This is a genomic window from Parapedobacter composti, assembly GCF_900112315.1.
In the GTDB taxonomy this organism is placed as follows: Bacteria; Bacteroidota; Bacteroidia; order Sphingobacteriales; family Sphingobacteriaceae; genus Parapedobacter; species Parapedobacter composti.
In genome coordinates this window covers 125,748-149,462 of record NZ_FOLL01000001.1, presented here as the reverse complement: position 1 = coordinate 149,462, position 23,715 = coordinate 125,748, and the positions used below count along the sequence as shown (strand labels likewise).

At 52.5% G+C, this 23,715-nt stretch carries 19 protein-coding genes; 3 read left to right on the top strand and 16 right to left on the bottom strand.

What is annotated here, in order from left to right:
• Positions 1-115: 115 nt before the first annotated feature.
• From BM030_RS00595 to BM030_RS00580, 4 genes are all read right to left on the bottom strand, one after another.
• Complete coding sequence (locus BM030_RS00595; RefSeq protein WP_090970906.1) at positions 116-493, bottom strand: VOC family protein; 378 nt, start codon at positions 491-493, stop codon at positions 116-118.
• Between the two features lie 112 nt (positions 494-605).
• Positions 606-1,415 (bottom strand): AraC family transcriptional regulator, encoded by an 810-nt coding sequence (locus BM030_RS00590; protein ID WP_090970036.1) that lies wholly within the window; start codon positions 1,413-1,415, stop codon positions 606-608.
• Positions 1,416-1,452: 37 nt separating this feature from the next.
• Positions 1,453-1,899 (bottom strand): GNAT family N-acetyltransferase, encoded by a 447-nt coding sequence (locus BM030_RS00585; RefSeq protein WP_170845586.1) that lies wholly within the window; start codon positions 1,897-1,899, stop codon positions 1,453-1,455.
• Positions 1,900-1,994: 95 nt separating this feature from the next.
• Positions 1,995-2,744, bottom strand: a complete 750-nt coding sequence (locus tag BM030_RS00580) for an EcsC family protein (protein ID WP_244518576.1) — start codon at positions 2,742-2,744, stop codon at positions 1,995-1,997.
• A 103-nt stretch (positions 2,745-2,847) separates the two neighbouring features.
• Here BM030_RS00580 and BM030_RS00575 point away from each other — a divergent pair, with 103 nt between their 5' ends.
• A complete protein-coding gene (locus BM030_RS00575; RefSeq protein WP_090970034.1) occupies positions 2,848-3,483 on the top strand; it encodes a peroxiredoxin in 636 nt (211 codons plus the stop codon).
• Positions 3,484-3,545: 62 nt separating this feature from the next.
• Here the strand turns inward: BM030_RS00575 and BM030_RS00570 are convergent, their stop codons facing one another.
• Together BM030_RS00570 and BM030_RS00565 are read right to left on the bottom strand one after the other, a co-directional pair.
• On the bottom strand, positions 3,546-4,646 hold the full coding sequence (locus tag BM030_RS00570; protein WP_090970032.1) for a S1 family peptidase: 1,101 nt from the start codon (positions 4,644-4,646) through the stop codon (positions 3,546-3,548).
• 11 nt (positions 4,647-4,657) lie between these two features.
• Positions 4,658-5,233: an RNA polymerase sigma factor gene (locus BM030_RS00565; protein WP_090970030.1), complete on the bottom strand. Its 576-nt coding sequence runs from the start codon at positions 5,231-5,233 to the stop codon at positions 4,658-4,660.
• A gap of 167 nt (positions 5,234-5,400) precedes the next feature.
• On the opposite strand from BM030_RS00565, the gene BM030_RS00560 reads away from it, so the two are divergent.
• Positions 5,401-6,375 carry a polyprenyl synthetase family protein gene (locus BM030_RS00560; RefSeq protein WP_090970028.1) on the top strand — a complete coding sequence of 325 codons (975 nt, stop codon included), beginning with the start codon at positions 5,401-5,403 and terminating at the stop codon, positions 6,373-6,375.
• An 18-nt stretch (positions 6,376-6,393) separates the two neighbouring features.
• Here BM030_RS00560 and BM030_RS00555 read toward each other — a convergent pair whose 3' ends face one another.
• From BM030_RS00555 to BM030_RS00515, 9 genes are all read right to left on the bottom strand, one after another.
• The gene (locus BM030_RS00555; RefSeq protein WP_090970026.1) at positions 6,394-7,734 is read right to left on the bottom strand and encodes an MFS transporter; all 1,341 of its coding nucleotides are present in this window, start codon (positions 7,732-7,734) and stop codon (positions 6,394-6,396) included.
• Positions 7,731-10,052 (bottom strand): glycoside hydrolase family 65 protein, encoded by a 2,322-nt coding sequence (locus BM030_RS00550; protein WP_079714893.1) that lies wholly within the window; start codon positions 10,050-10,052, stop codon positions 7,731-7,733. The genes BM030_RS00555 and BM030_RS00550 overlap by 4 nt, the downstream gene beginning before the upstream one ends.
• Positions 10,053-10,077: 25 nt before the next feature.
• Positions 10,078-10,746: a beta-phosphoglucomutase gene (pgmB, locus tag BM030_RS00545; protein WP_090970024.1), complete on the bottom strand. Its 669-nt coding sequence runs from the start codon at positions 10,744-10,746 to the stop codon at positions 10,078-10,080.
• The gene (locus BM030_RS00540; RefSeq protein ID WP_244518575.1) at positions 10,743-12,620 is read right to left on the bottom strand and encodes a glycoside hydrolase family 13 protein; all 1,878 of its coding nucleotides are present in this window, start codon (positions 12,618-12,620) and stop codon (positions 10,743-10,745) included. The genes pgmB and BM030_RS00540 overlap by 4 nt, the downstream gene beginning before the upstream one ends.
• Before the next feature lie 16 nt (positions 12,621-12,636).
• Positions 12,637-13,653, bottom strand: coding sequence for a SusE domain-containing protein (locus BM030_RS00535; RefSeq protein ID WP_090970023.1), 1,017 nt, complete (start codon positions 13,651-13,653; stop codon positions 12,637-12,639).
• Between the two features lie 16 nt (positions 13,654-13,669).
• The gene (locus BM030_RS00530; RefSeq protein WP_170845585.1) at positions 13,670-15,259 is read right to left on the bottom strand and encodes a RagB/SusD family nutrient uptake outer membrane protein; all 1,590 of its coding nucleotides are present in this window, start codon (positions 15,257-15,259) and stop codon (positions 13,670-13,672) included.
• A gap of 12 nt (positions 15,260-15,271) precedes the next feature.
• On the bottom strand, positions 15,272-18,250 hold the full coding sequence (locus BM030_RS00525; RefSeq protein ID WP_090970022.1) for a SusC/RagA family TonB-linked outer membrane protein: 2,979 nt from the start codon (positions 18,248-18,250) through the stop codon (positions 15,272-15,274).
• Between the two features lie 51 nt (positions 18,251-18,301).
• Positions 18,302-20,884: an alpha-amylase family glycosyl hydrolase gene (locus tag BM030_RS00520; RefSeq protein WP_090970020.1), complete on the bottom strand. Its 2,583-nt coding sequence runs from the start codon at positions 20,882-20,884 to the stop codon at positions 18,302-18,304.
• A 135-nt stretch (positions 20,885-21,019) separates the two neighbouring features.
• On the bottom strand, positions 21,020-22,030 hold the full coding sequence (locus BM030_RS00515; RefSeq protein ID WP_090970018.1) for a LacI family DNA-binding transcriptional regulator: 1,011 nt from the start codon (positions 22,028-22,030) through the stop codon (positions 21,020-21,022).
• 414 nt (positions 22,031-22,444) lie between these two features.
• Here BM030_RS00515 and BM030_RS00510 point away from each other — a divergent pair, with 414 nt between their 5' ends.
• On the top strand, positions 22,445-23,230 hold the full coding sequence (locus BM030_RS00510; protein WP_090970895.1) for an amidohydrolase: 786 nt from the start codon (positions 22,445-22,447) through the stop codon (positions 23,228-23,230).
• Between the two features lie 12 nt (positions 23,231-23,242).
• On the opposite strand, the gene BM030_RS19770 is transcribed toward BM030_RS00510, so the two are convergent.
• The gene (locus tag BM030_RS19770) at positions 23,243-23,677 is read right to left on the bottom strand and encodes a hypothetical protein (RefSeq protein ID WP_170845584.1); all 435 of its coding nucleotides are present in this window, start codon (positions 23,675-23,677) and stop codon (positions 23,243-23,245) included.
• Between the last annotated feature and the right edge of the window lie 38 nt (positions 23,678-23,715).

Here is a 23,715-nt window from a genome sequence, read left to right as displayed (position 1 = left end):
AAAATGCTATGCTTGCATAGTAAAACCATGTTGGATTTTCGGGCCCGGCACCGGGAGTATACCCATTTTGCAGCCGAATAACGCATGCTCCGATGTCCGCGGGACAAAAAAGGGTTTATTCCGTTGCCGAATACGTAACAATATCGACCCCGACGCCGTTGGGATCGACAATGGCGAAATGCCTGTCACCCCACGGTTCGTCCCTGAGGTCAATTGCTACCGGGACCCCTTTCGCTTTTACCGCTTCGTATAATTCATCCACATCCTCCACTTCGATGGTAAGATAGATTCCCTGTCCGCCAAATGCAGGCTGGAATAAGGGTTGCTGCGAAGGGTGATCAGGCAACAGAAAGCTGATTTCGGCGGTGTGGCCCGGGGTGTGCAACAGGAGATAAAACTCGTTTTCGAATGTTACCCCAAACCCCAGTGTTTCGGTGTAAAAGGCCTTGCTTTCGGCCAGTTTTTCGGTGATGATTCCTGCATTTAATTTCATTTTGTCTGGATTTTTGTGTTGCCTGCTACTTGCGTGCACGCAATAATTCTTTTGTCTTGCCTATGCAAAAATGCACCGAGATGGCGACCTAAAATTGTAAAAATCGGACGAGTTACCTTCCAAATGCGCGACTCGGTGTCACGCCATACAAGCTTTTGAACTCTTTGATAAAGTGAGCTTGATCGTAATAGCCTGCATCATAAAACAGCTTATTTTCCCGAAGATTTTGGGTTGAAGGTTTAGCGCGGAGGATATTTTGGAAACGCACCACTTTGGAAAACGTCTTTGCCGTGTCGCCAATATAGTATTCGAAAAGCCTCCGCAGCTGTCTCGGGCTGATACCGCTATCGATGTCTTTTTCCAGGTTCAGCACACCCGATTTCTTCATGATCGTGGCAATGGCGCCATATAAGCGCGGGTCCTGATTAAAATCGATACCGGCCAGATGCTGAAGAAAATAATCATCCAGCCGTTGCCAGACAGCACGGGTGGGCAGGTCCGGGGCAAACCGATCCGCAACGAAACGGGCCATGGACGGTATGACAGCGCCCAAGTCCTCGGTACGATTGCTCAACGAGGATGCGTCGACGTTGAACAACTGCGGAAACATCGTAGGCAGAAACCGGACACCGACGTAGTTAAATGCATTATCCAGTTCAAATTCCGTATACCGCTTACAAAAGCCCATCACGAAGCTCGCCTCAGGTCGGCCCAACTCGAAGAAGACATCGATGCAGCCATCCGCCACCACACGGTAAGTAAACGGCGCCTGTAGGGGAGCCTTCGTTTTGAGCTGCCAATAACAATAAATATACGGGCGCAGCCTATGATCCGGCAATATTTCTTCGTATGTCACCGACTCGCCCGCCGGGGTTATGGTAGGTTGTACCGGCTTATATCCCGCCCGTATGATCGCTAACATGTCTAAAGCCATCGGTTGCCGTGATGCTATAGGTGAATTATTGCTTTAACGTATACTCCATGTGGTATAAATCAAATCCTTTTGCCCAATAGCTTTCCCGGATCTCCGTCAATTTAAACCCGTTCTTTTCGTAGAATTTATGGGCAAACTGGGAAGTCCTGACGGTGATAGACCGGCTATTCGGCAGTGATTGTATCCGCGCTATCCGGTGATTCAGCAACCATGTCCCGATTCCTTGGCCCTGATACATCGGATGCACGATGTCCCAACTGATTGTCGCCGTTGTTCGATCATTGGAAAAGTTAATGCCTCCGCATCCGATGAGCTGGCATTCGTGTTCGACGATGAAATACGCTTCAAGCTCATGCGCTAAGTAATAGCGCAGGTCGGGTTCCTCTTCCGGAGCGAAATACATCGGTGTATTCAGCCGCAGTAACTCCAGAATGAACGGTTGATCGTCAAAACGATAATCTCGGATAAGCATGTGATAATATATAACGCCTCGACCAGTATATTCAGCCAACCAGCAAGGAAGCAAACCAAAGACAAATATTGAGAAAAATATCGCCCAAAACAAGCTTATTTCTTTTCCAGCAACCGCATCCGGTAGCAATTCATCACCGTGGCTCCCAACTGCTGCACCAGCCGGTAGTTCACTACCGCGCCGACGGCAGCACCGATTACCGGGATTAATTGCGCCATTTTCGCGAGATCGATATAATCGCGGTATTCCAATTGGAACGTCCGCCAGTCGAAGCTGTCAACGTCGTCGGGCAATTCCGCTGCGTAAGCTTCCCAACGGAGCAGACGGTTATATATTTCGCCGCGGTGCTTATGGCTCGAAAAAGCCAGCTGAAACACCGTGAGCAGGAAAAGCCGTTCTTTATACGTCTTTACATCAAAACCATATATCACTGCGATATCGAACAGCATTTTCATTTTAATGGCCAGCAGGGCCGGAAAATCAGCAATCCCCATTAAGATGCCGCCAGCTCCGGTAACCGCACCTTCTACGGAGGCCGTCTTTTTATACGTGTCAATAACCTTCAGTACATAGGCTTCGCGGAGTTGGAAACTGCTATATGCCTTCGGCGGTGCCGTAGTGTATTGTGCGCCGAACAACACCCCTTTGACCATTTTTTCAATTGTAAAGGTGATGGCTTGATGTACCTTCTCCGGAATAAGATCATTGAGCTTCGATTGGACGTTTTTAGCCAATACACTACCCAATGGCTGCTTCCGCGTCATTTTATGCTTCCAGAAAGCCAATTCAAGCATAATCTTTTTACGGTAAACTGGCGACATCTCTGGGATCGAATCATTTTCCATCTTTTTTATGACATAATGAAAACGAATTTGTTACATGGTTTGTTATCCTTGCAAAATCTACTAACTTTGTAGACTAATGACTTATAAAAAGGAGGAACCAACTATGAGTTTACGATTGGGTGATACCGCGCCGAATTTCAAAGCGGTAACGACAATAGGAGAAATCGATTTTTACGATTACACCGAAGGCAGCTGGGTGGTGTTATTTTCGCATCCGGCGGATTATACCCCCGTATGTACAACGGAATTGGGCCGGACGGCACAACTGAAGGAAGAGTTCGAGAAACGCAATGTAAAAGTATTGGCCGTAAGTGTGGACCCACTGGAAAAACACACCGGTTGGATTAACGATATCAACGAGACACAGAACTGTGAGGTAGATTTTCCGTTGATTGCTGATGAAGACCGTAAAGTATCCGAGCTTTATGATATGATCCATCCCAACGCATCGGCTACGGCCACGGTGCGCTCGGTGTTTATCATCGGGCCGGACCGGAAGATTAAGCTCACCCTTACCTATCCGGCGTCTACAGGCCGGAATTTCCTGGAAATCCTCCGGGTTATCGATTCGCTGCAGCTGACCGACAACTATAGCGTGGCCACTCCGGCCGACTGGAAGCATGGGGAAGACGTCATTGTCGTACCGGCTATCCCAACGGAAGAAATCCCGGCTAAATTCCCTAAAGGGCATAAGGTTATCAAACCCTACCTGCGTACGACCCCGCAACCGAATATTTAAAAAAGAAAGCGGCTGTCTTTGATGAGATAGCCGCTTTCCATTTGCTTCACAGTGTCCTGCCGTTAAAATACCTTAACCATGTATACATAGTCCTGAATCCTCTTCACCTGTTCAGTACGCCTTAATCCGTTCAGCGAATTTTTCTTATTGATAACCAATTTGCTTTCCAAGGAATCCACCGCAATGGCCGATATGGATTTCAGCATAGCTTCGCTCTTTATTGCAAATGAGGCACCATCAATACCCGTTTGTTTACCGCTGATGATACCGATTACATTGCCGCGGCTATCCAGCACCGGACCGCCGCTGTTGCCCGGGTTAACCGGAATCGAAATCTGATAGGCTGTGGTATCGCCGGCATACCCGGTCTGCGAGCTTAGGTAACCCTGTCCATACACCACCTCATCGCGCGGAAACCCGATGGTATACACATCTTCTCCGAGCTCCGAAGGCGACGACTTGAAGGTATAAGGGACGCTTTTCAATGCTTTAAACGTACTATCGCTGATATACAGCATCGCTAAATCGTGCGCCGGGTCGGTATAAACAACGTCGGCCCTGAACGACTCTCCTTTGTTATTCTGTAGGTGTACCGAGTCTGCGTCCTTTACCACATGATAATTGGTAACGACATAGCCATTGCCGGAAAGAAGGAATCCCGTAGCTCCGAAATGCCCTACCGGGTCGCCTTTCTGGCCGCTATTAATATTCCGTATCACGGCGTTCTGGGCATTCACGTTTTTCTTCACCGTATTCATGTCCCGCCGCAACGCACTGAAATTCGACGTGGTTGTCTGGATGGTTTTATAATATCCCGACAACCAAAGCGTGGAAAAAACAGCCACCACCGCAACGCTCGCCGCTACCAGCGCGTTCACTTTAAACCTATTCCAGAGGGTCAGCACCACCGGCTCCCGGTCAGCATCGGTATTCGTCGCCACAGGCGCATGGTAATCAGCCGCCACCTTAGTCAGGGTTTCCCGGAATGCCGCCCGCGCGGCCTGCTCCTTCAACTGTCGCAGGAACAGCCGATGCTGAGCCAGTTGTTCGGCCACCTCGGGGTGCTCATGGCAGTATTGCTCAAAAGCGACCCGTTCTGTACTGTCCATTTCACCATTAAGGTACCTATCAGCTTGCTGGGTAAATGCATGTTCGTTCATCATATCCTTTTCACTTATCGTATTGCTGCAAAAAACAATTTCTTAAGACGTTGCAAGCACTTGTACTTCTGCGTCTTGGCATTGTCCGCATTGGTATATCCAAATTTTTCACAGATTTCTTGCATAGACAATCCTAATATGTAGAAATCCTTAATAATGGTCCTGCAAGGCTCGCCCAATTCACCTAATGCGCGTTCCATTCTGGACAGCTCCCTGTCTTTTTCACGATGCCGGGCCAAATCGTCCTCCACCGGAATCAACTCAGCATAGCTCTCCACATCGTAAAACACACGCTCCTGAGCCCCCAGTTGTTTAAGCCAAAGCCGCCTACATACAGCGTAAATATACGTTTTCAGCTTACAGCTCAATTCAAAATCACCCTGTCTTACGCGGTCGTAGAGTACAATAACTGCTTCCTGGAAAATATCTTTGGCCGAATCTTCGGTGCCGCTGTTCTGGACAATCATCTTCAACACCATGGGATAATAGTCTTGATACAATTGCTCCAAAACCTCAGCATCGCCAGCCGCGACGCCATCAATGGTTTTCAAGTCCGCTTCCGATGCGACAGCCTTACTTAACTTACTCACTAATTAATACCCTTAAGCTTCCAAAAGTAACCCATATATTTTCAATAGACAACAGGTATTGATAACAGCCTTTCGCCATCGGATAATAGGCATTATCCACCGCCCCCAGACAACCGACCACCAATCACCAAAATAATCCTATCTTAGCGGCAAATTTACGCAATGTTATGCACAGCATCAACGTACTGCAACAGCACATTAACCACGGTCTGAATAACCTCAACATTCCCGAACACCCTGAAAACCTGTACGGTTCAATCCGCTATATGCTTCAAATCGGGGGCAAACGGGTTCGTCCGTTATTGACGCTGATGGCAGCTGATCTGTTTTCAATAACGGATATCACGAAGGCCCTTCCGGCCGCGCTGGCGGTAGAACTGTTCCACAATTTCTCGTTGATGCATGACGATATCATGGATAATGCCCCGTTGCGGCGGGGGCAGCAAACTGTCCATGAAAAATGGAATCCCAACGTGGCCATTCTTTCGGGCGACAACCTGCTTATCATGGCTTACCGGCAACTGGCAAAATGCCCACCTGAAAAATTGCCGCAGCTTTTGGAGGCGTTCAACACCATGGCAACCGAAGTGTGTGAAGGGCAGCAACTGGATATGGATTTCGAAAACATGGCATCGGTGGGTATTGATGACTACCTCCGGATGATCCGGCTAAAAACCTCTGTCTTGCTTGGCACCGCCCTGAAGATGGGAGCCATCCTGGCAGACGCAACTGAGGTAGACGTAAACCTGATATACGATTTCGGTGTTGCGGTAGGTATTGCATTCCAATTGCAAGACGACATCCTCGATGTATATGGCGACCCCGCACAGTTCGGCAAGCAAAGGGGGGGCGACATCCTGGCCAATAAGAAGACGTACCTGTTGATTAAGGCTCTTGAAACGGCAGGCACGGACATCCGGCCGGAACTGGACCGGTGGCTGGCCACCGATGGTCCGGCGGAAGCGAAGGTAAACGCCGTAACGGTGCTATACGACCGCCTCGGTGTCAGGCAGGCGGCTGAACTGGCCAAACAGCGATACATCGAGCAGGCTTATGCGGCATTGGATGCCATCGGCGTTCATACAACCCGTAAAACGCCTTTGCGGACATTGGCACAGACTTTACTCAACCGGACGAGCTGACGTTCCCGGAGCAGCGGCTCAACGCGCCGTTTTCACCCGTAACACCAGCGCTGCGGCAACAAGCAGCAATACGCCTGCCATCATAATCGAATAAATTGGCTGCCCACCGAAAGCGTATTTCACGAGGTAGCCGCCGAAGAAGCCATTCACGATCTGCGGAAAGGTGATAAAGAAATTGAAAATCCCCATATACACCCCCATCTTGCGCGCCGGGATGCTGCCGGACAGGATGGCGTAAGGCATGGCCAGTATACTGCCCCAAGCCATCCCGACCCCAACCATCGGCAACAAAAGAAACCGGGGGTCCTGAATGAAGTAAATAGCAATTAGGGCGATACCGCCGGCTACCAAGGACACGGCGTGCGCTCCTTTTGTGCCCATCCGCCGGGCAATCAGCGGCAGCGCCAGGGCGTAAACCGCAGCGACCCCGTTGTACACACCGAATAAAATGCCCACCCAGTTTCCGGCGTCTGCGTATCGCAGGGAGAACGTATCGCCCGCACGCACGCCGTATACATGCTGCGCGATAGCCGGCGTCGTGAACACCCACATGGAAAACAAGGCAAACCACGAAAAAAACTGAACCCATCCCAGCTGCTTCATCACTGGCGGCATCTCACGGAAATCCCGCCATATCGCCCATAACCCGCTGCGCTTGCCGGTCGGCTGCTCAACTCCGCTTGCCGCCTCAAAACGTTCCAGCGCTTCGGGTGGATATTCCCGCGTGGTCACCACCGTCCACAGTACTGCGCCCAGCAGCACTGCGCCGCCGATATAGAACGAAAACAGCACGTTGTCCGGTATATATCCCGTCTCCGCGGTTTTGGGTACCCCCACCCATTCCGCCAGGATATAGGGCAACCAAGAGCCGGCCACCGCCCCTAACCCGATGAGAAAAGACTGTACCGAATACCCTACACTCCGTTGCTCATCGGGCAGCTTATCGGCCACCAGCGCCCGGAACGGCTCCATCGCGACATTGAATGACGCGTCCATAATCATCAGCATACCCGCCCCAATCCACAACGATGGCAGCAGTGCGGTCAGCGCGGCCGCATTAGGCATCAGCACGAGCGCGACGGCAGAGCACAACGCACCTGCCAGGAAATAGGGCCGCCTGCGCCCCAGCCGCGTCCACGTCCGATCACTATAGTGCCCCACAATGGGCTGGATGACCATGCCCGTGAGCGGTGCTGCGAGCCAAAACAGCGACAACTGCTCAATATCGGCCCCGAACGTCTGCAAGATACGGGAGGCGTTGCCGTTCTGCAATGCAAAGCCGAACTGGATACCCAAAAACCCAACGCTCATACTTACAATCTGGCCAAGGCGCAGGCGCGGCTTTTTCACAACATTCATATCCGCTGCCCTCCCGCCAGTTCAACGCTCGCTTCACGTGGCACACGGTACGGATGACCAAAGACAAAAACCGTGAGCGGATCGCTGCCACTATGAGCCAATAACACTCCTGAACGGCTTACCTTAACCGTCAGCACCGTACCGCGGAAACGGATACTGAATTCGTACGATTGCCACTTCACAGGCAACATGGGGCTGAAATGCAGCCGTCCATCCCGAACGCGCATACCCGCAAAGCCTTCCACGATGCTCATCCATGTGCCCGCCATGGATGTGATGTGAAGCCCATCTTCCGTATCGTTGTTATAATCGTCAAGGTCAAGCCTTGCCGTGCGCAGATAAAATTGGTAAGCCCGCTCTTCATCGCCCAGCTTGGCCGCCAGGATAGCATGCACGCACGGTGACAGCGAGCTTTCATGTACGGTAAGCGGCTCGTAAAAGTCAACATTCCGCCGTATGGTCTCCAGATCAAAGCGATCTTCAAGCAAATATATGCCCTGCAGTACGTCGGCTTGCTTGATGTAGCACGATCGCAGAATGCGATCCCAGCTCCAATGCTGGTTCAGCGGCCGCTGTTCAGCCGGCAGTGATTCGGCCGGCACCAGTTCTTTATCCAGAAAACCGTCTTGTTGCAGGAAAATACCCCTCTCGCCATCTACCGGATAGTACATTTTTTCGACAATCGTTTCCCATGTGCCGGTTTCATGCCGCTCGTCGAAAGCCGTCCTGGTGATAACAGCCTCATACTTGGCAGGCCAAGCATGCCGGACGGCAGTAAGGGCCTCGAGCGCATACGTTAAGCACCATACCGCCATCGTATTGGTATACCAGTTGTTGTTGACGTTGTTTTCATACTCATTCGGCCCCGTTACACCCAGTATCACATAGCGCTGCCGGTATTCGCTCCAGTTGACGCGCTGTGCCCAGAAACGCGCAATACCGATGAGCACCTCCAGCCCATAGTCTGCGAGGTACTCATCGTCCCCTGTGTACCGGACATAATTGTAGATGGCAAATGCGATGGCGCCGTTGCGGTGGATCTCTTCAAACGTGATTTCCCATTCGTTATGACACTCTTCGCCATTCATCGTAACCATCGGGAAAAGCGCCGCTCCGCCATCAAAGCCCAGTTTGCGGGCGTTTTCAATCGCCTTGGGCAAATGCCTGTAGCGATACAGCAGCAGGTTTTTAGCCACGGCCGGCGGCGCCGTGGCCAGGTAAAACGGCAGGCAATACGCTTCGGTATCCCAGTAGGTAGCCCCACCGTACTTTTCGCCGGTAAAGCCCTTGGGGCCGATATTAAGCCGCTCATCTTCACCGGAGTAGGTCTGATGCAGCTGGAAGATGTTGAACCGTATGGCCTGCTGGGCAGCAATGTCTCCCCTGATGCGGATATCACTTTCTTCCCATTTTTGACCCCAAGCTTCAGATTGTTCAACCATCATGCGATCAAAACCTTTGGCCACCACCCGGTCCAGCATGGCCGATGCCCGTGCCTCCATGTCCGCTTTGGGATGGTTTTCAGACGAAAGGACGACGGCATATTTCCGTACGGCGATGCTCTGGCCGGCAGCCAGATCGAATGTTACGGACTTGCCGATGTAATCATCCCGTCTGACATCCTGTTCACTGCACTGGATGCGCCCTTCATCAGCCAGCAGCTCATAGTGCATGCCCGTGGTCACCCAAAAGTCCGTTTTTTTGGTGCGCATGGTCAATACCGACCGGTTCGGGGCGGTGCTGGCAGCGACGTACTCCCAGAACGTCTCATCATAATTCGAATCCATATTGCGGACACCACCGTCAAGATAAGGAATCACGACAAAGCGCCCCTCGAAATTCCGGGCACTTATCCGGTAGCTAAGGGCCCCGCATTCGTCATCCACCAAGCTGCAAAACCGGGTGGCTTCCACGGCTACTTCCCTGCCGTCCTCGAAACGCGCAGTAAAACTCCGGCTCAGGTAGCCATCCCTCATGCAAAGCTGCCGCCTGAAACGGAGGATTTCCAACCGATGAAGATCCAACGGTTCACCGTCAACGAAAACGTCGATACCGATCCAGCTGGGGGCGTTCAGCACCTTGGCGAAATACTCCGGGTATCCGTTTTTCCACCACCCCACGCGGGTTTTGTCGGGATAATAAACCCCGGCAACATATGACCCTTGGAGGCTTTCGCCGCCGTAACGCTCTTCAAAGTTGGCCCGCTGTCCCATACGTCCGTTGCCGATGCTGAAAATACTTTCCGAAACTTTGTTCAGCGCAGGATTAAATCCTTCTTCGATAATGTTCCATTCGTCATGTTTGATATAGTTCTTCATCCAACGTTCATTTTATGTGCTTTCGTCAATCTATCTTCAAGTCCGCCAACCCTGCAACCACAAGGTCTGCCCGTTGCAGCGCTGTCCCGCTGCCAATGCCCACCGCGGACATGCCGGCAGCCTTTGCCGCATCGATGCCCGCCTGGGCATCTTCAAAAACCAGGCACGCATCCGGCGCAGCGCCCAGCGCTTCGGCCGCACGGAGAAACACTTCGGGGTGCGGCTTGGACATCACTACCGCGTTGCCGTCAATAACCGCGTCGAAATACCCTTGCAGGCCCGTGCGATCCAGGATGAGCCGGGCATTTTTGCTGGCCGACCCCAACGCCGTGCGGATGCCAGTTGCCTTCGCCGCACGCAGAAAGGCCAGCACACCGGGCAGCACATCGTCGGGCCCCATACGTTCCACAAGTTCCAGATACCATGCATTCTTCTTTTCGGCGAGGTGCTCCTTGTCCAAACCGGCCTGCTGCATCCGTCCCCAGGTGAGCACTTGCTCCAGCGACTGCATGCGGCTTACGCCTTTGAGCAGTTCATTCTGCTGCATGGAAAAGTCAAAGCCCAGCTCATTGGCCAGCCGCCTCCACGCCCGGTAGTGAAACGTAGCTGTGTCTACCAGCACTCCATCCAAATCAAAGATGAAAGCTTCTTTGCCGGCAGCGAGCTGTTTCCAGTTGTTCCTGTCGCCTGTCATAGTAATTCCAGCACCGCCGTGGATTTGGCGTTCAACCTGAGAGGAGCGGTAAGGTCTACAGTATTCCCGTTGATGATATCCTTGGCACGCGTGGCTGATCGGATGCGCTCTTCAAAGCGGGAGACATCGATTTCAGCTTCATCCTCTCCGGTATTCATCACCACCATCACCGTCTTTTCATCGTTGTAACGGAAATAAACGTACACGGCATCTTCCGGCACATACTGCATCATCCGGCCCGTTTGCAGCACCGGATTGCTTTTGCGGTAGTTAGCCAGCGTGCGGATGTACTGGAAAATGTCATTTTCCAGTACCGAGCGTCCGGCCTCGGTAAACTTATCCACGGTATCCGTCGGCCAGCCGCCGGGGAAGTCCTCCCGTACCATGCCATCCGGATTGGCAAAATTCTTCATGGCTATTTCCGCACCATAATAAAGCTGCGGGATGCCTCTTGTCGTCATCAGCCAAGCCAGGCCGGACTTATACTTATCCACATTTTCGCCCACTTCTGAAAAGAAGCGGCTCTTATCATGATTATCCAGGAACACCACGTTGCGGTACGCATCTTCATAGACGAAGTCGTTGGCCAGGACGCTGTACAGCCTATTCACACCGTCGGTCCAGCCGAACGACCCATTGAGCGCTTCGATGATGGCAAAGTGCGTCTGAAAGTCCGTCACCCCGGGCATATGCGTATCAAACCGCTGGTTAATGGTGCTGCCCTGGGTATATACCGCCTGGTTGGGCACACCATGCACCCAGGTTTCGCCGAAGAACGTCAGCTCCGGATATTCCGCCTTGATGAGCCTACCCCAATCGGCCATGAAATCCAGATCGTTATACGGATACGTATCCAGGCGGAAGCCATCAACTCCGGCATACTCCACCCACCAGATGTGGCTTTGCGTAATGTATTTGCGCACATACGGATTACGGTGATTCATGTCTGGCATGGTGGGTACAAACCACCCATCGGTCATCCGTTTCCGGTCAGCCTCGGCGGCATAGGGATCAAAAATCACCTGATCTTTATACGTCGTATTGGTATAGGTGGGCCATTGGTTCAGCCAGTCCGGAGCAGGCGGGTCAAGAACGGTCCAGTGCCGCAGCCCGACGTGGTTGTGCACTAAATCTTTTATCAGCTTCATACCCCTTCGGTGGAGTTCATCTGCCAGTTTCCGGTACAGCTCATTGTCACCGAATCTGGGGTCCACTTGATAGTTTTCTGTCGCCGCATAGCCGTGGTAAGAAGCCTGTTCCATATCATTCGTCAACACCGGATTAAGCCAAAGGGCCGTCACCCCAAGGTCATGGAGGTAGTCCAGCTTGTTGATAATGCCCTGAAGGTCGCCTCCGTGGCGGTAATACATCGAGTCGCGGTTTAATGCCGTTTCACGCATGCCCGGCACGATGTCATTGCTCGTGTCGCCGTTGGCAAAGCGATCCGGCATGATCAGGTAAATCACATCGTCGCTACGGACACCCTGTGCCTTAGTCCTGTCGGCTTCGCGGGCCTTCAGTTCATACTCCCAACTGAAGGTCCGGCCATCGGATCCATTGAACACAATGGGCACATTACCCGGTGTGGTACTGGGCGCAATATGCAGGTCCAGAAACAGGTAATTCGGGTTTTCCACCCGGTGCACCTGGGTGAGCTGTACGCCCGGAAACACGATTTCCGGCTCATAAGCCGCAATATTTTCGCCATATACCAGCAATTGCAATTCAGGGTTGTGCATGCCTACCCACCAGTGGAGCGGCTCTACGCGCGCTACGGACTGGCCGGACGCGCCTGCCGGCATCCCCAGGCTCAGCGCCAGGAGACATGCCGGTATCCATCTGAAAAACACGTTCATTCTGAGCAATACGTTCATCTCGTAAAACTGATTTTTATTGTTTCACCATGGTGTACACTTTGGCTACCGGATCAAACGTAATTACATACGTACCGCTTTCTGTATGCGCGATATCCGGCCCACCTTCCACCAGTTCACCGTCCTGCACGCCGAAGTTGACCGACCAGTCGTGGTTTTTCCTGAACTTAAATTCTCCCGGATTCAACGTTACGGTCACCTTCCACACGGCATTGGCGTTGTCATACACCATGTCCGTATCGGTATCCCATCCGCCGGGTGTAGCACTGCCGATTAGCCCCCACGAATGGTCGGTATACTTAATGGTATTATCGTTGGTATTGACGGTGAGTTCAAGGTTTCCAGCTCGCGGCGCTTTGATATTGATGCCTCCATTCAGCACAATGGAGCCAGGTTCATCCTCACCGTAGGAATCATCCCAATTGCGGGCCGGGGTGAGTTTAAACTCCGAACCTGCCTCGGGGAACCGGATAATACCCGTATAAATGCCGTTGCTCGTTGGCGACACCAGGCTTTCGGCCGTAGCCGGATCCCAGCCCTGGTAAGCCCCGGGGACATACAGGTAACTGATAGCAGCATAAGGCGTCACCGTCAGTTGCACCACGTTTGAGTAAAGCGGTTCCACCGCTTCGTTTATCCTCGCGCGTATCCGCACTTCCACTTCACTCGCCTCCCCCACCGGGAGTTCAAGGGCCAGCAGGAGGCTGTTGAAGTCGTAGGTCGTGAAGCCTGCACTGTTTTCACCAGCCGTAACAATGCGTTCCCTTGGTTGTTCGAAGTTCGTCCCCTTGTGGGCCACCTGGAGGGTGTTGGTCACTGCCGCAGCATAGCCGAAGTCAGCAGGCGTCCAGGAAAAACGGATAGCCTCCTCATCGGCATGCTCGCGTTCCAGAACAAGTGTGTTTTCAGATGCCTGCAATACCGGACCATCGCCCGGTTGCAGCACCAGCCGTGATTCGTCTTTATCGCAGGCGGTAATCATCAACATTCCGATAGCCGCAAAAAACAAGCTGCTTAAATATGATCTGTTCATGGCAATAGTCTAATTGTTAATAACCGGTATTTTGTGTCAGATTCGGGTTGGCAATCAAATCAGCCGCCGGAATAGGGAAAAGCGTCCGGTAACTTTCAACGCCCGCGCCATTAGCCACGCCCCCCTTAAACGGCCAAAGATAATCACCGGATGTAAACCTGCCGTAACGGATCAGGTCGGTGCGTCTGAAAGCCTCCCAATACAGTTCGCGGCTCCGCTCATTTAAAATGCCATCCAGCGAGATGCTGGTTACATTACCGGAAGTATTGCCATAAGCCCTTTCACGGAGCCTGTTGATGTAGGCTATCGCCTGGGCAGTACTGCCGCCATTGCCCCCACGCAGCACGGCTTCCGCATAAATCAGGTATTGCTCAGCAAGCCGGAACAGGGGGAAGTCCGTGGAACAGAACACCCCGTTGACCGACCGGCCATTTTCGCCCGAAGACGTGACGTTCCTGAACTTGGCCACCGCCAATCCCTGGGTAAACAAACTGGGGTCTTCAATATCCAATTGATCCCCCATAAACATGGCCCGTGTATCTGTAGCACCACTATGGTCGTCGAATGCCAGCGGCAGTGTGCTCCGGCTGCGGTTACCGCCCCATCCACCGTTCGGTATGCCAAAAGACGCAGGCCCCATTGACGAATGCACCGACGAATTGATCAGGAAGGTCGTTCCCCCATTGTTCTGGGTCTGAATGCCATCGTAATTGATGGATAGGATGACCTCCGGATTGTTCTGGTCATTATCTGCCAGAAACAGGTGCCGGTAGTTTTCCATCAACGCATATCCGGCATCGATCACCTTCGTTGCATAGGTGATGGCTTCGGTGTACTTTCCATTGCCTGTGCCCAGATAGGTTTCGGCATTCAAGTACATGCGGGCCAGCAGGGCCCATGCAGCCGCCTTATCTGCCCGTCCGTACTCATTCTGGTGGGCATCGTTCAGCTGTGTCTCCAGATCCAGCAATTCTGATTCTACATATCCAAACAGCTCCGCCCGAGTTATCTGCCGCGGGGGAACCTTGCCTATCCCATCCGTCTCGGTGATAAACGGCGGATTCCCGAAAAGATCCATCAGCACCCAATACTGGAATGCCCGAAGAAAACGAGCTTCCAGACGGTAATGGGCAATTTCCTGTGCTTCTGGGCCGGAAATCCCCCGTTGGTTCAGCTTTTCGTCCGTGCTTTCCCGTAGGAACTCATTCGCTACGGTAATCTGGTAAATGCTCCGCGTATAAAGCCCCCGCAGCATAATATGGCTGGAATTCCAGCTCATGTAATTCAGGTCGGGAATCCCGGGGTCACCAAGCCATGCACATATAGCCTCATCCGTTGTCAGCTCCTGCGCATTCCAGTACAGCCGCAAAAAGTCAGACGTACCAGCGTCGATCCCGCCGAGGTCACTTTCTCCAGGCCCTCTGCCGCTGGTTGTAGCAAAACTGCCATAGACTTTAGCCAGCGCGCTTTTATACCCCTCAGGTGTACTAAAAGCCATGTCTGCTGTGATATCGTTAGTCGGCACCAGGTCCAGATTCTGGCTACACGCGGCAAACATCCAAGCTGCCAGCAAGCCCGTTTTCATTAATATCGTTGTTCTCTTCATCGCCGTTGATTTTTAGAAGCCCAGATTAAGCCCAAGGGTGAAGGTCCTGGGCCGCGGGTAAAACTGATTGTCTATTCCGTTGCTTATTTCAGGGTCTACCCCCTTATATTTTGTCACCGTGAACACATTCTGCACATTGGCGGAAACCGTCAGACTGGATCCACTGCCCCGCAGCAGGTTGTCTATCCTGTAGCTCAACGAAAGGTTGTCCATCTTCAGGAACGACGCATTGTGGATATAATAATCGCTGGTGTACTGTTTTTGCACAAAGCCCGTGTTCAGGAAATCCACGGGAGCATTGTTGATGGGCCCATTGGGGTCCAGCACGTTGTACCGGCTTCCGAAGTTGGACGACACGTTGTCATACACGTAATTCCCGATATTGGCACGGAGTACCGTGGTGAGCGTAAACTGCCTGTATTCGAGCTGAGAGGTAAAACCCAGCAGATACCGCGGTAGTGGCGACTTATAGAAATAACGATCGTCATCGTTGATCGTACCGTCGCCGTTCAGGTCGGCGTACACGCCCTCCAATGGTCTGCCGTTCTGATCGTACACCTGCTTATGCACACGGAAGCTATAAGGCGCATAGTTGACGACGTGCGCCTGAATGTGGTTGCCAGTGCTTCCGGTGATCCCGCCTTGTTCAATCAGGTAATTCGGGTCATCCACGTTGGTCAGGTTGGTTACTTTGTTGGTATTGAAGGTAAAGTTGAACCCCACGTCCCAGGTAAACGCTTCGCCCCTTACCGGCGTGGTGTTGATACTCCACTCGACGCCGCTGTTTTCCATATTCCCTACGTTAGTGAGCAGCAGGTTACTGAAGTTGGTACCTACGGGGATGGGGATTACGCTCAGGAGGTCTTTCGTTTTCTTGAAATAAACGTCTACGCTGCCATGTATACGGCCGTCCAAGAAACCATAGTCGATCCCGGCATTGTAGGTGGCCGTGCTTTCCCACCGGATGTCACGGTCATAGGCCAAAGGGGTATGCATGTAATAGAAGGTATCGCCGAACTGGTACATGGACTCATTGGCACTGCTGACATAGTTGGGGAGGTACGAGTAGTTGGCAATACCGTCCTGTTGGCCGGTAACCCCGTAACTCAGCCGCAGTTTCAGATCCGAAAACACCCGGTTATCCCGCAGGAAGGGTTCATCCCTGATGCGCCAGGTAAGGCCCACAGAGGGGAACACCCCCCAGCGGTTTTCGCTGGCAAACCGCGAGGAACCATCGGTACGGATCGTCCCCGAGAGGATATAACGGTCTGCATGCGTATAGATCAGGCGCCCATAATATGAGATCAGGCGGTTCTGCGGTTCATCAAACGGAAACGCAGGCTCGCTCAATACGGTGCCGTCCTCGCTGGTACGGTTATAGTTATTTATCCTTGATTTGTTGTCGTAATAACCGTAACCCGCCGTGGCATTGATATGGCCGTTTATTCCGGCGAGCTGCCTGGTGTAATTGAGGTAAAACTCACCTACCCGGTTGAATATATCTGTCTGATAGCGGGTGACTTCGCCGGCGGTGCTGAACCGCTGCGCCGCAATAGCCGGAATGAAAACACCGCCCTTTCCCCTGGACACATCGTAGCCGAGGTTCAGGTTGGCATGCAGCCCTTCCACAAACGGCAGGGCATAATCGAGCTGTATGTTCCCGAAGCTGCGGTACGCATCGCCTTGATCGTCCTTAAGCTCAATGAGGCCAACCGGGTTTCGGGGCGCATTCGGATTAGGCACATGCCGGTCGTTGTCCGCATCGTATTGCAGCCACTCCCAGTAACCGCCGAACGCATTGTCGGTGCGTACCGGCTGGGTGGGGTCAAACTGGATTGAGGCCCCGATGCCGTCCTGGTTGGCAAACCTGGAACGGGTGTGCGAGCCTTTGAGGTTTATATCTACCTTCAGCGTATTGTTGAATAACATCGGGCTGGCGCTGATAGCCGCAGACGTACGCTGCAGGCGGTCGCTCATAAGCACGCCATCCTGATTCAGGAAACCGGCCGAAACACGGTAGGGCAGATCTCCAGCCCTTCCGGCAATGCTGAGGTTGTTATCGGTCGTGTACGCCGGCCGGTAGATTTCGTTTTGCCAGTCGGTATTCGCGCTGCCCAGTAGCTGCTTTTGCGCCTCGCTGCCATTCGCATTCACATAGTCGCGAATCTGATCCGCCGAAAGCACATCGACCTTCCGGTCCACCGTCGCCAGCGCATGCTGCGTACTGAAGTTGATGGCTGTCCGGCTGCCCGTTCCCTTTTTCGTCGTAATGAGGATTACGCCGTTAGACGCCCGCGAACCGTAAATCGCGGTCGCATTGGCGTCCTTGAGCACGGTAAATGTTTCAATGTCATTTGGATTGATGAGGCTCAGCGGGTTGCTAACCCCCGGCACTTCGCCCACGGCAAGAGGCACCCCGTCCACGACGATGAGCGGGTCGTTGCTGGCATTCAATGACGCCCCGGCGCGCACGCGGATGGTGCTGCCCGCACCCGGCCGACCACCGGACGACGTTATCTGCACGCCGGCTACCTTGCCCGCTATCAGCTGCTCCGGCGTGGTAATCGTGCCCGACTGAAACTCGCGTGAACTTACGGTAGCCACTGACCCCGTTAAATCACGCCGTTGCTGTGTGCCGTAGCCGATCACCACCACTTCGCTCAGGAACTGTTCATCCGGTTTCAATTCGAAGTCTGCCACCTGCTCTGCACCGCTCACCGGCACACGCTTTTCCGCAGGCAGGTATCCCACATACGTTACCGCTACCGTATACGTGCCATTGGCAATATCCGGAAGCGCAAACCGCCCGTCTTCATCGGTCGATGCCGTTCGGCGCAGTTCTTTCACCTGCACCGAAGCGCCCAGCAGTGGCTGGCCCTGTTCATCAACCACCCGGCCGGTGATGGCCCCGCCTTGTCCGTGGGCCAGGAATGTTGTGCCCGCCAGCAGCAGGCACAACATCAGCATTCGCTTTGTGTGTTTGATTATCATATTCAGTCATTTTGGTTTCCATGCTTTTGTTTCGTCCCGCAACGCTCTTTTTTATCGGCTTGCCAATGCCGTTTTGCTGTACACATAATATTCACCGGGGGCGAGCGACTTGGCGTACCCCTCGTCCAGCCGTATCACCTGCCTGCCCATATTATCGTACCAATCTCCTGCTGAAATCTCTTCGACATCAGCCCTGCGCGGCACCACGTCAAAATTGCCCACCACAACCACCTGCTGGCCTGCATGCATCAGACTGATATATTTGACGGCTCCGGCCAGTTGGTAAGTAAATGTGCCGTGACGGAAAATCTCATTGTGTGTTTTAAACCCGATTAAACGGCCGAAAGCCTCGTAAAGTTCACGGCGCGGCCCCTTGTTGTATTCCCATAGCACCGGCTTCTCTCCGGTGCGCCCATTCTCCTCAATGGAGACATCATACCCAAGCTCCCCAAACTGCCACATCATTTTCGGCCCCGGTGCCGCCAGCAGAAAGGCCGCGGCCATTTCTACGCGCTTCAATGCCGTATTGAGTTGACGTACGTCATACCCCCCCGATCGGTTGCCATACGCCAGGTTTTTGAACATGATACGCTCCTCATCATGGCTTTCCATATAGCTCACCAAATTAGGCGCGGAAAAACCATGTTCGGTATGAAACAACCTTTTGAAATCCGACTGCTCCAGCCAGCCCATTGTAGCCTCGTTGAACGGGTGGTTCAGGTTATTCCACAGTAGCATACCCTCGGCTGCCAGCTCGCTTTCCTCGCTATCGTCGGCAAAATGCTCCAATATGACGAAAAAGTCCGCATCAATGGATCGGATAAACGCATGGTATGCTTTCCAGATAGCAACGCGCGATGCATCATACGCGCTCCAGGCGGCGACCCCACTTTCAGACGTGCCTGTATTTTTTTGCGTAAAACCTTTAGACAAGTCAAAGCGGAAGCCATCCACCCGGTATTCTTCCATCCAAAACCGCAACACATCGCTCACAAAAGCTTTCGTGTATTCACTTTCGTGGTTGAAGTCGTATCCCACGTTGAACGGATGGCGGGCTTCTGTGTTGAGCCAAGGATTGTCTGCCGAAGGCCTTCCGTTCTCGGCGTAAAGCCGCACCAAGGGCGACTGGCCGAACGTATGGTTCAGCACCACATCAAGGATGACAGCAATCCCCCTTGCATGGCATTCATCGATTAATTGCTTGAGATCGTTTTTAGTGCCATAGTATTTATCCGGCGCGAAGTAAAACGACGGATTATACCCCCAGCTGGAATTACCCTCGAATTCGTTGACAGGCATCAGCTGTAACGCGTTGACTCCCAAGTTAGTCAAATAGTTAAGCGTGTCAACCAGCGTCTTATAGTTTCTGGCCGCGATAAAATCCCTTACATGCAATTCATAAATCACCAAATCGTGCGGATGCGGCCGCCGGAACCCTTGCGTACGCCACGCATACCGATGCTCGTTGGCCGTCGTCACAGCGACTATCCCGCTGGTTTTTCCGTGCGGGTAGGATTTCAGGTTGGGGTAGGTATGCCCCGGAATGTACTGGTCGTGGTCAGGGTCAAGCACCAGCTCCGCATACGGGTCAGCCACACGGATAGTGCCATCTATCACAAACTGGTACGCATAGGCGGCCTGCGGGTCCAAGCCGTCTACGGCCGCCCACCAATGCTTGCCGTCAGGCGTGCGCTTCATCAGGCTTTCCGGCTGAAATGACCAGTCATTGAAGTCGCCCAGCAAATAGGCCGACGTTTTGCCCGGCGCGGTCAGCGCGAATACCGCTGCGGATCCGCCGCTCATGAAGGTGACACCGTTGGGCGCAGCCCCGGCGGGAAGCTCCGCTATTTCCGGATCGCCCAGCACCAACACGGAAAAGCCAGCTTCACCGGATTTTCCGCTTTCCGTAGCCACTGCTGTAAAGGTGTGCTCGCCCGACTGGGTAAAGGTATAGGTAGCGCGCAACGTCGTCCCGCGGTCCGTCCCGATGAGATTTCCGTTGACATGAATCGCCAGCTCGACGGACGTGGAAGCCAGCGCCGTCAGCTCAATGGTCTCACCGGGCGCATAAACAAGTTTTGAAGGCTGCGGGGAAAACAGCGGCTGCATTTCAGGACCAGAAAAACGGACATGCAAGCCACCCTGTTCAAACAACGGCACGTACAGATCGCTGCCATCGCTGTTTCTGCCCACTTTCGAACCGTCCGCACTGCGCAAAACCAACGCAATTTTAAGCAGTTTTTCGCCCGTAGGCACCCCAAAATACACACGCGGCTTCAATTTAAGCTCGTATACCCCGTTTCCAATATCCACCAACCGCGTGGCGGCGGTGTTTTCCCCCCATTCCGTCTTGACGTACCGCCAATCCGTTGCACCGCCGCTCAAGGACGTAATCACGCCGATATGTGCATACACATCGCCGGCATATCCATGTAGTTCCCGGTTACCTCTGCCGCTGTCGAACCGCAGCGTTATCTCCTCATTGGCTGTGGGAAAAGCGGGCATAAATGTGAGTAGGCCCGTTTCGGCTTCCGGGACCACCGGATCAGGCCCGGGCGAATCGTCTCCTGACGGCTTCTTACAGCCTGTCAATACGGCCAGCCCCCATAAGAAACAAAAAAGAATACCTTTCATGACCTCAATTTTGGCTATATAATCGGGTGCAAAAGATCACTTTTGCTGGTCAGCATTTTCGGGAACGTTCCCGAAACTTAAACAAATGTATACAACATCCGTTGAATTCAAAGAAAAAAAGATTTTTTTTTGAAGCTATCCGGCGCTCGACTTCCGCTCCATCAGTACCGATGGCAGAATAATACTTTCATTGCCAGTTCGCTTTTCGCCGGCCTTGAGTGCGCGAAATAACACGGCGGCCGCAGTGGCCCCCATCTCATAAGCAGGTTGAGTAACCGTACTGAGCGCAGGATTAAGCAAGTCTGCGATTTCCAGGCTTGAGAATCCGATAACTTTCAGATTCTCGGGGATCGCGATACCTTCTTCGCTACAGAACCGGTACGTTGCTATCGCCAGCCGCTCGACGGCGGCAAAAATACCGTCAGGCTGCAGCCGCCCGAACGATTCGGCCAGTCGCCTGCGGATTTCGTACCGGTCATTGGTACATTCCACGATGAGGTCGTCATCCGCTGCCATACCGTAGTCGCGCAGCGCATCGACATAGCCCTGTAGGCGAATTTTGCCGATAGACACATGTTTGTTGACGACCAAATAAGCCACCCTGGAACAACCTTTGTCAAGCAAGTGCTTTGTGGCGGCATAGCTGCTCTCATAGTCATTTGCCGTGACCTTGGTCGCCGCCACATCATCATAATACCGATCAAAAAAAACCAAGGGAATGCCCCGCTTTGCCAGCAACTCCAGGTATTGATGCCGGTGCCCTTCGCCGGACACTGACATGATCACCCCTTCCACACGGCCGTTGCAAATCTGGGTCACGAAAGAAGCCTCCTTCTCGTAATCATCGTCGGTCACATAAATCAAGGTGTGGTAGCCATTCATGCGCGCCTCCCGCTCAATGCCATGAATCGCCTGCGAAAAGAAATTATTCGCAAATTCGGGCACTACGATGGCAATGGTCTTACTCTTTTGGTCACGCAGGCTGCTGGCATACATGTTGGGCTGATACCCCAATGTTTCGGCCGTTTCGAGAATACGCTGCTTGGTTTTCGCATTGATATCGCTGTTACCACGGAAAGCCCGTGACACCGTTGAGGTAGAGAGCCCGAGCTTCTCTGCCAGCACCTTTATGTTTATGGCATCCATACAACCAACGTCTAATCCTTTTTTCCGTACAATAATACATATATACCTGTTAATTGTTTATACCCCCGCGAGCAAATGCTTTTCAATACCAAACTGGGTATACCCCGTCCGGCCACTGACTGCCAACCTTTCCCCCTATTTATTAGGTCTTTATAGGGATATTATAGGGATGTTATAGGGACTTCATAGGGGAAAACACCTATTGCTAACCTTTTAAAACCCTGTTACATTCCACTTGATGTACATTAATTAGGGGTATTGGTCAGCCGTCATTTTAGAACAAGTGGCCAACCAGAAACTGGCAGCATAATTGCGACCTGCACTTGATCATTCGCTTTTTGTATTTTTTTTACTAACTTGTGGCGAATCGCACGCCATACAATTACAAATAAACGGACACCATAGCTTATGGATATGGATGCATTAAAAATCACGACGTTTCAGGCTTATCTTTTTTGGGAGAATATTGACAAAAATCTGGATAACCTGTCACGTCGGCTATCGGCCATCCGTGAAAAAACGGATCTGATTATATTACCCGAAATGTTCAATACTGGTTTTACGATGAACGTGGAGAAGTGCGCCGAAAAATCCGATGGAAAAACCATGCATTGGATGCTCAAAATAGCCCAACAATATGATTGTGTAGTAGCGGGAAGCCTCATCATTGAAGAAGGGGGCAACTATTATAACCGGTTTGTATGGATGACCAAAGATGGCGACTATGTTAAGTACGACAAACGCCACCTATTTGGTCTTGCAAAGGAAGATACCGTCTTCACACCTGGCAACAAGCGGGTCATCGTAGAACTCAACGGTTGGAAGATCTGTCCGATGATCTGCTATGACCTCCGCTTTCCGGTATGGTCGCGTAATCTCAACGGTGCCTATGATGTTTTGCTTTATGTGGCCAACTGGCCAGACAAACGCTCTGCACACTGGCGGAGCCTGATTCCGGCCAGGGCTATTGAAAACCAAGCATTTGTCATCGGCGTAAACCGCGTGGGGCACGACGGCAACGAGATTTATTACTCCGGAGGTTCGATGTGTATATCGCCGATAGGCGACGTGGTATACTACAAACCAGAATATGAAGATCTATATACGTTTACGATCTACCGAAGGGATTTGGATGACACACGCACGAGTTTACCCTTCTTGAAAGATATGGATGATTTTAACTTGAAGATAAGTCCGTAAGCCCCTAAGTGTTTATTTATAGGGCCGCTCGAGGATTGCCGATTTAATCACGGCATCTCGGAGATCGAACACCGGTTCATCCCATTTCGCTAATGGAGCTGTCCCTTCTTCCACTTCTAACCGCTGAGGTGTTTGCCGCCCATCGCGGGCCTGGCGGATCCGCCTTATCTTTCTGGCATCTACAACGCCTGAATAATCCTCAAACGCCGGTTTTACTTGTGGCCGGGGATCGGGGGTCGGTGATCGGTGACCGGGGGTCGGGGATCGGGGATCGGGGACCCGTGATCGGTGATCGGGGCCATGGGGCAGGTGATCGGCATTATCTTCCGGCAGCGGGGGCCGGCCTAAGTTCCTTTTCCGTGCCTTCTCTTGCTCCTTTTGGTAATTGGCATAGGCCTGGAGTGCAAAAACAGTGATAGCGATGAGTATGGGAATAATGGTTTCCATAGGCATAAAGGTAATGAATTATTGTAACATCTTGGCAT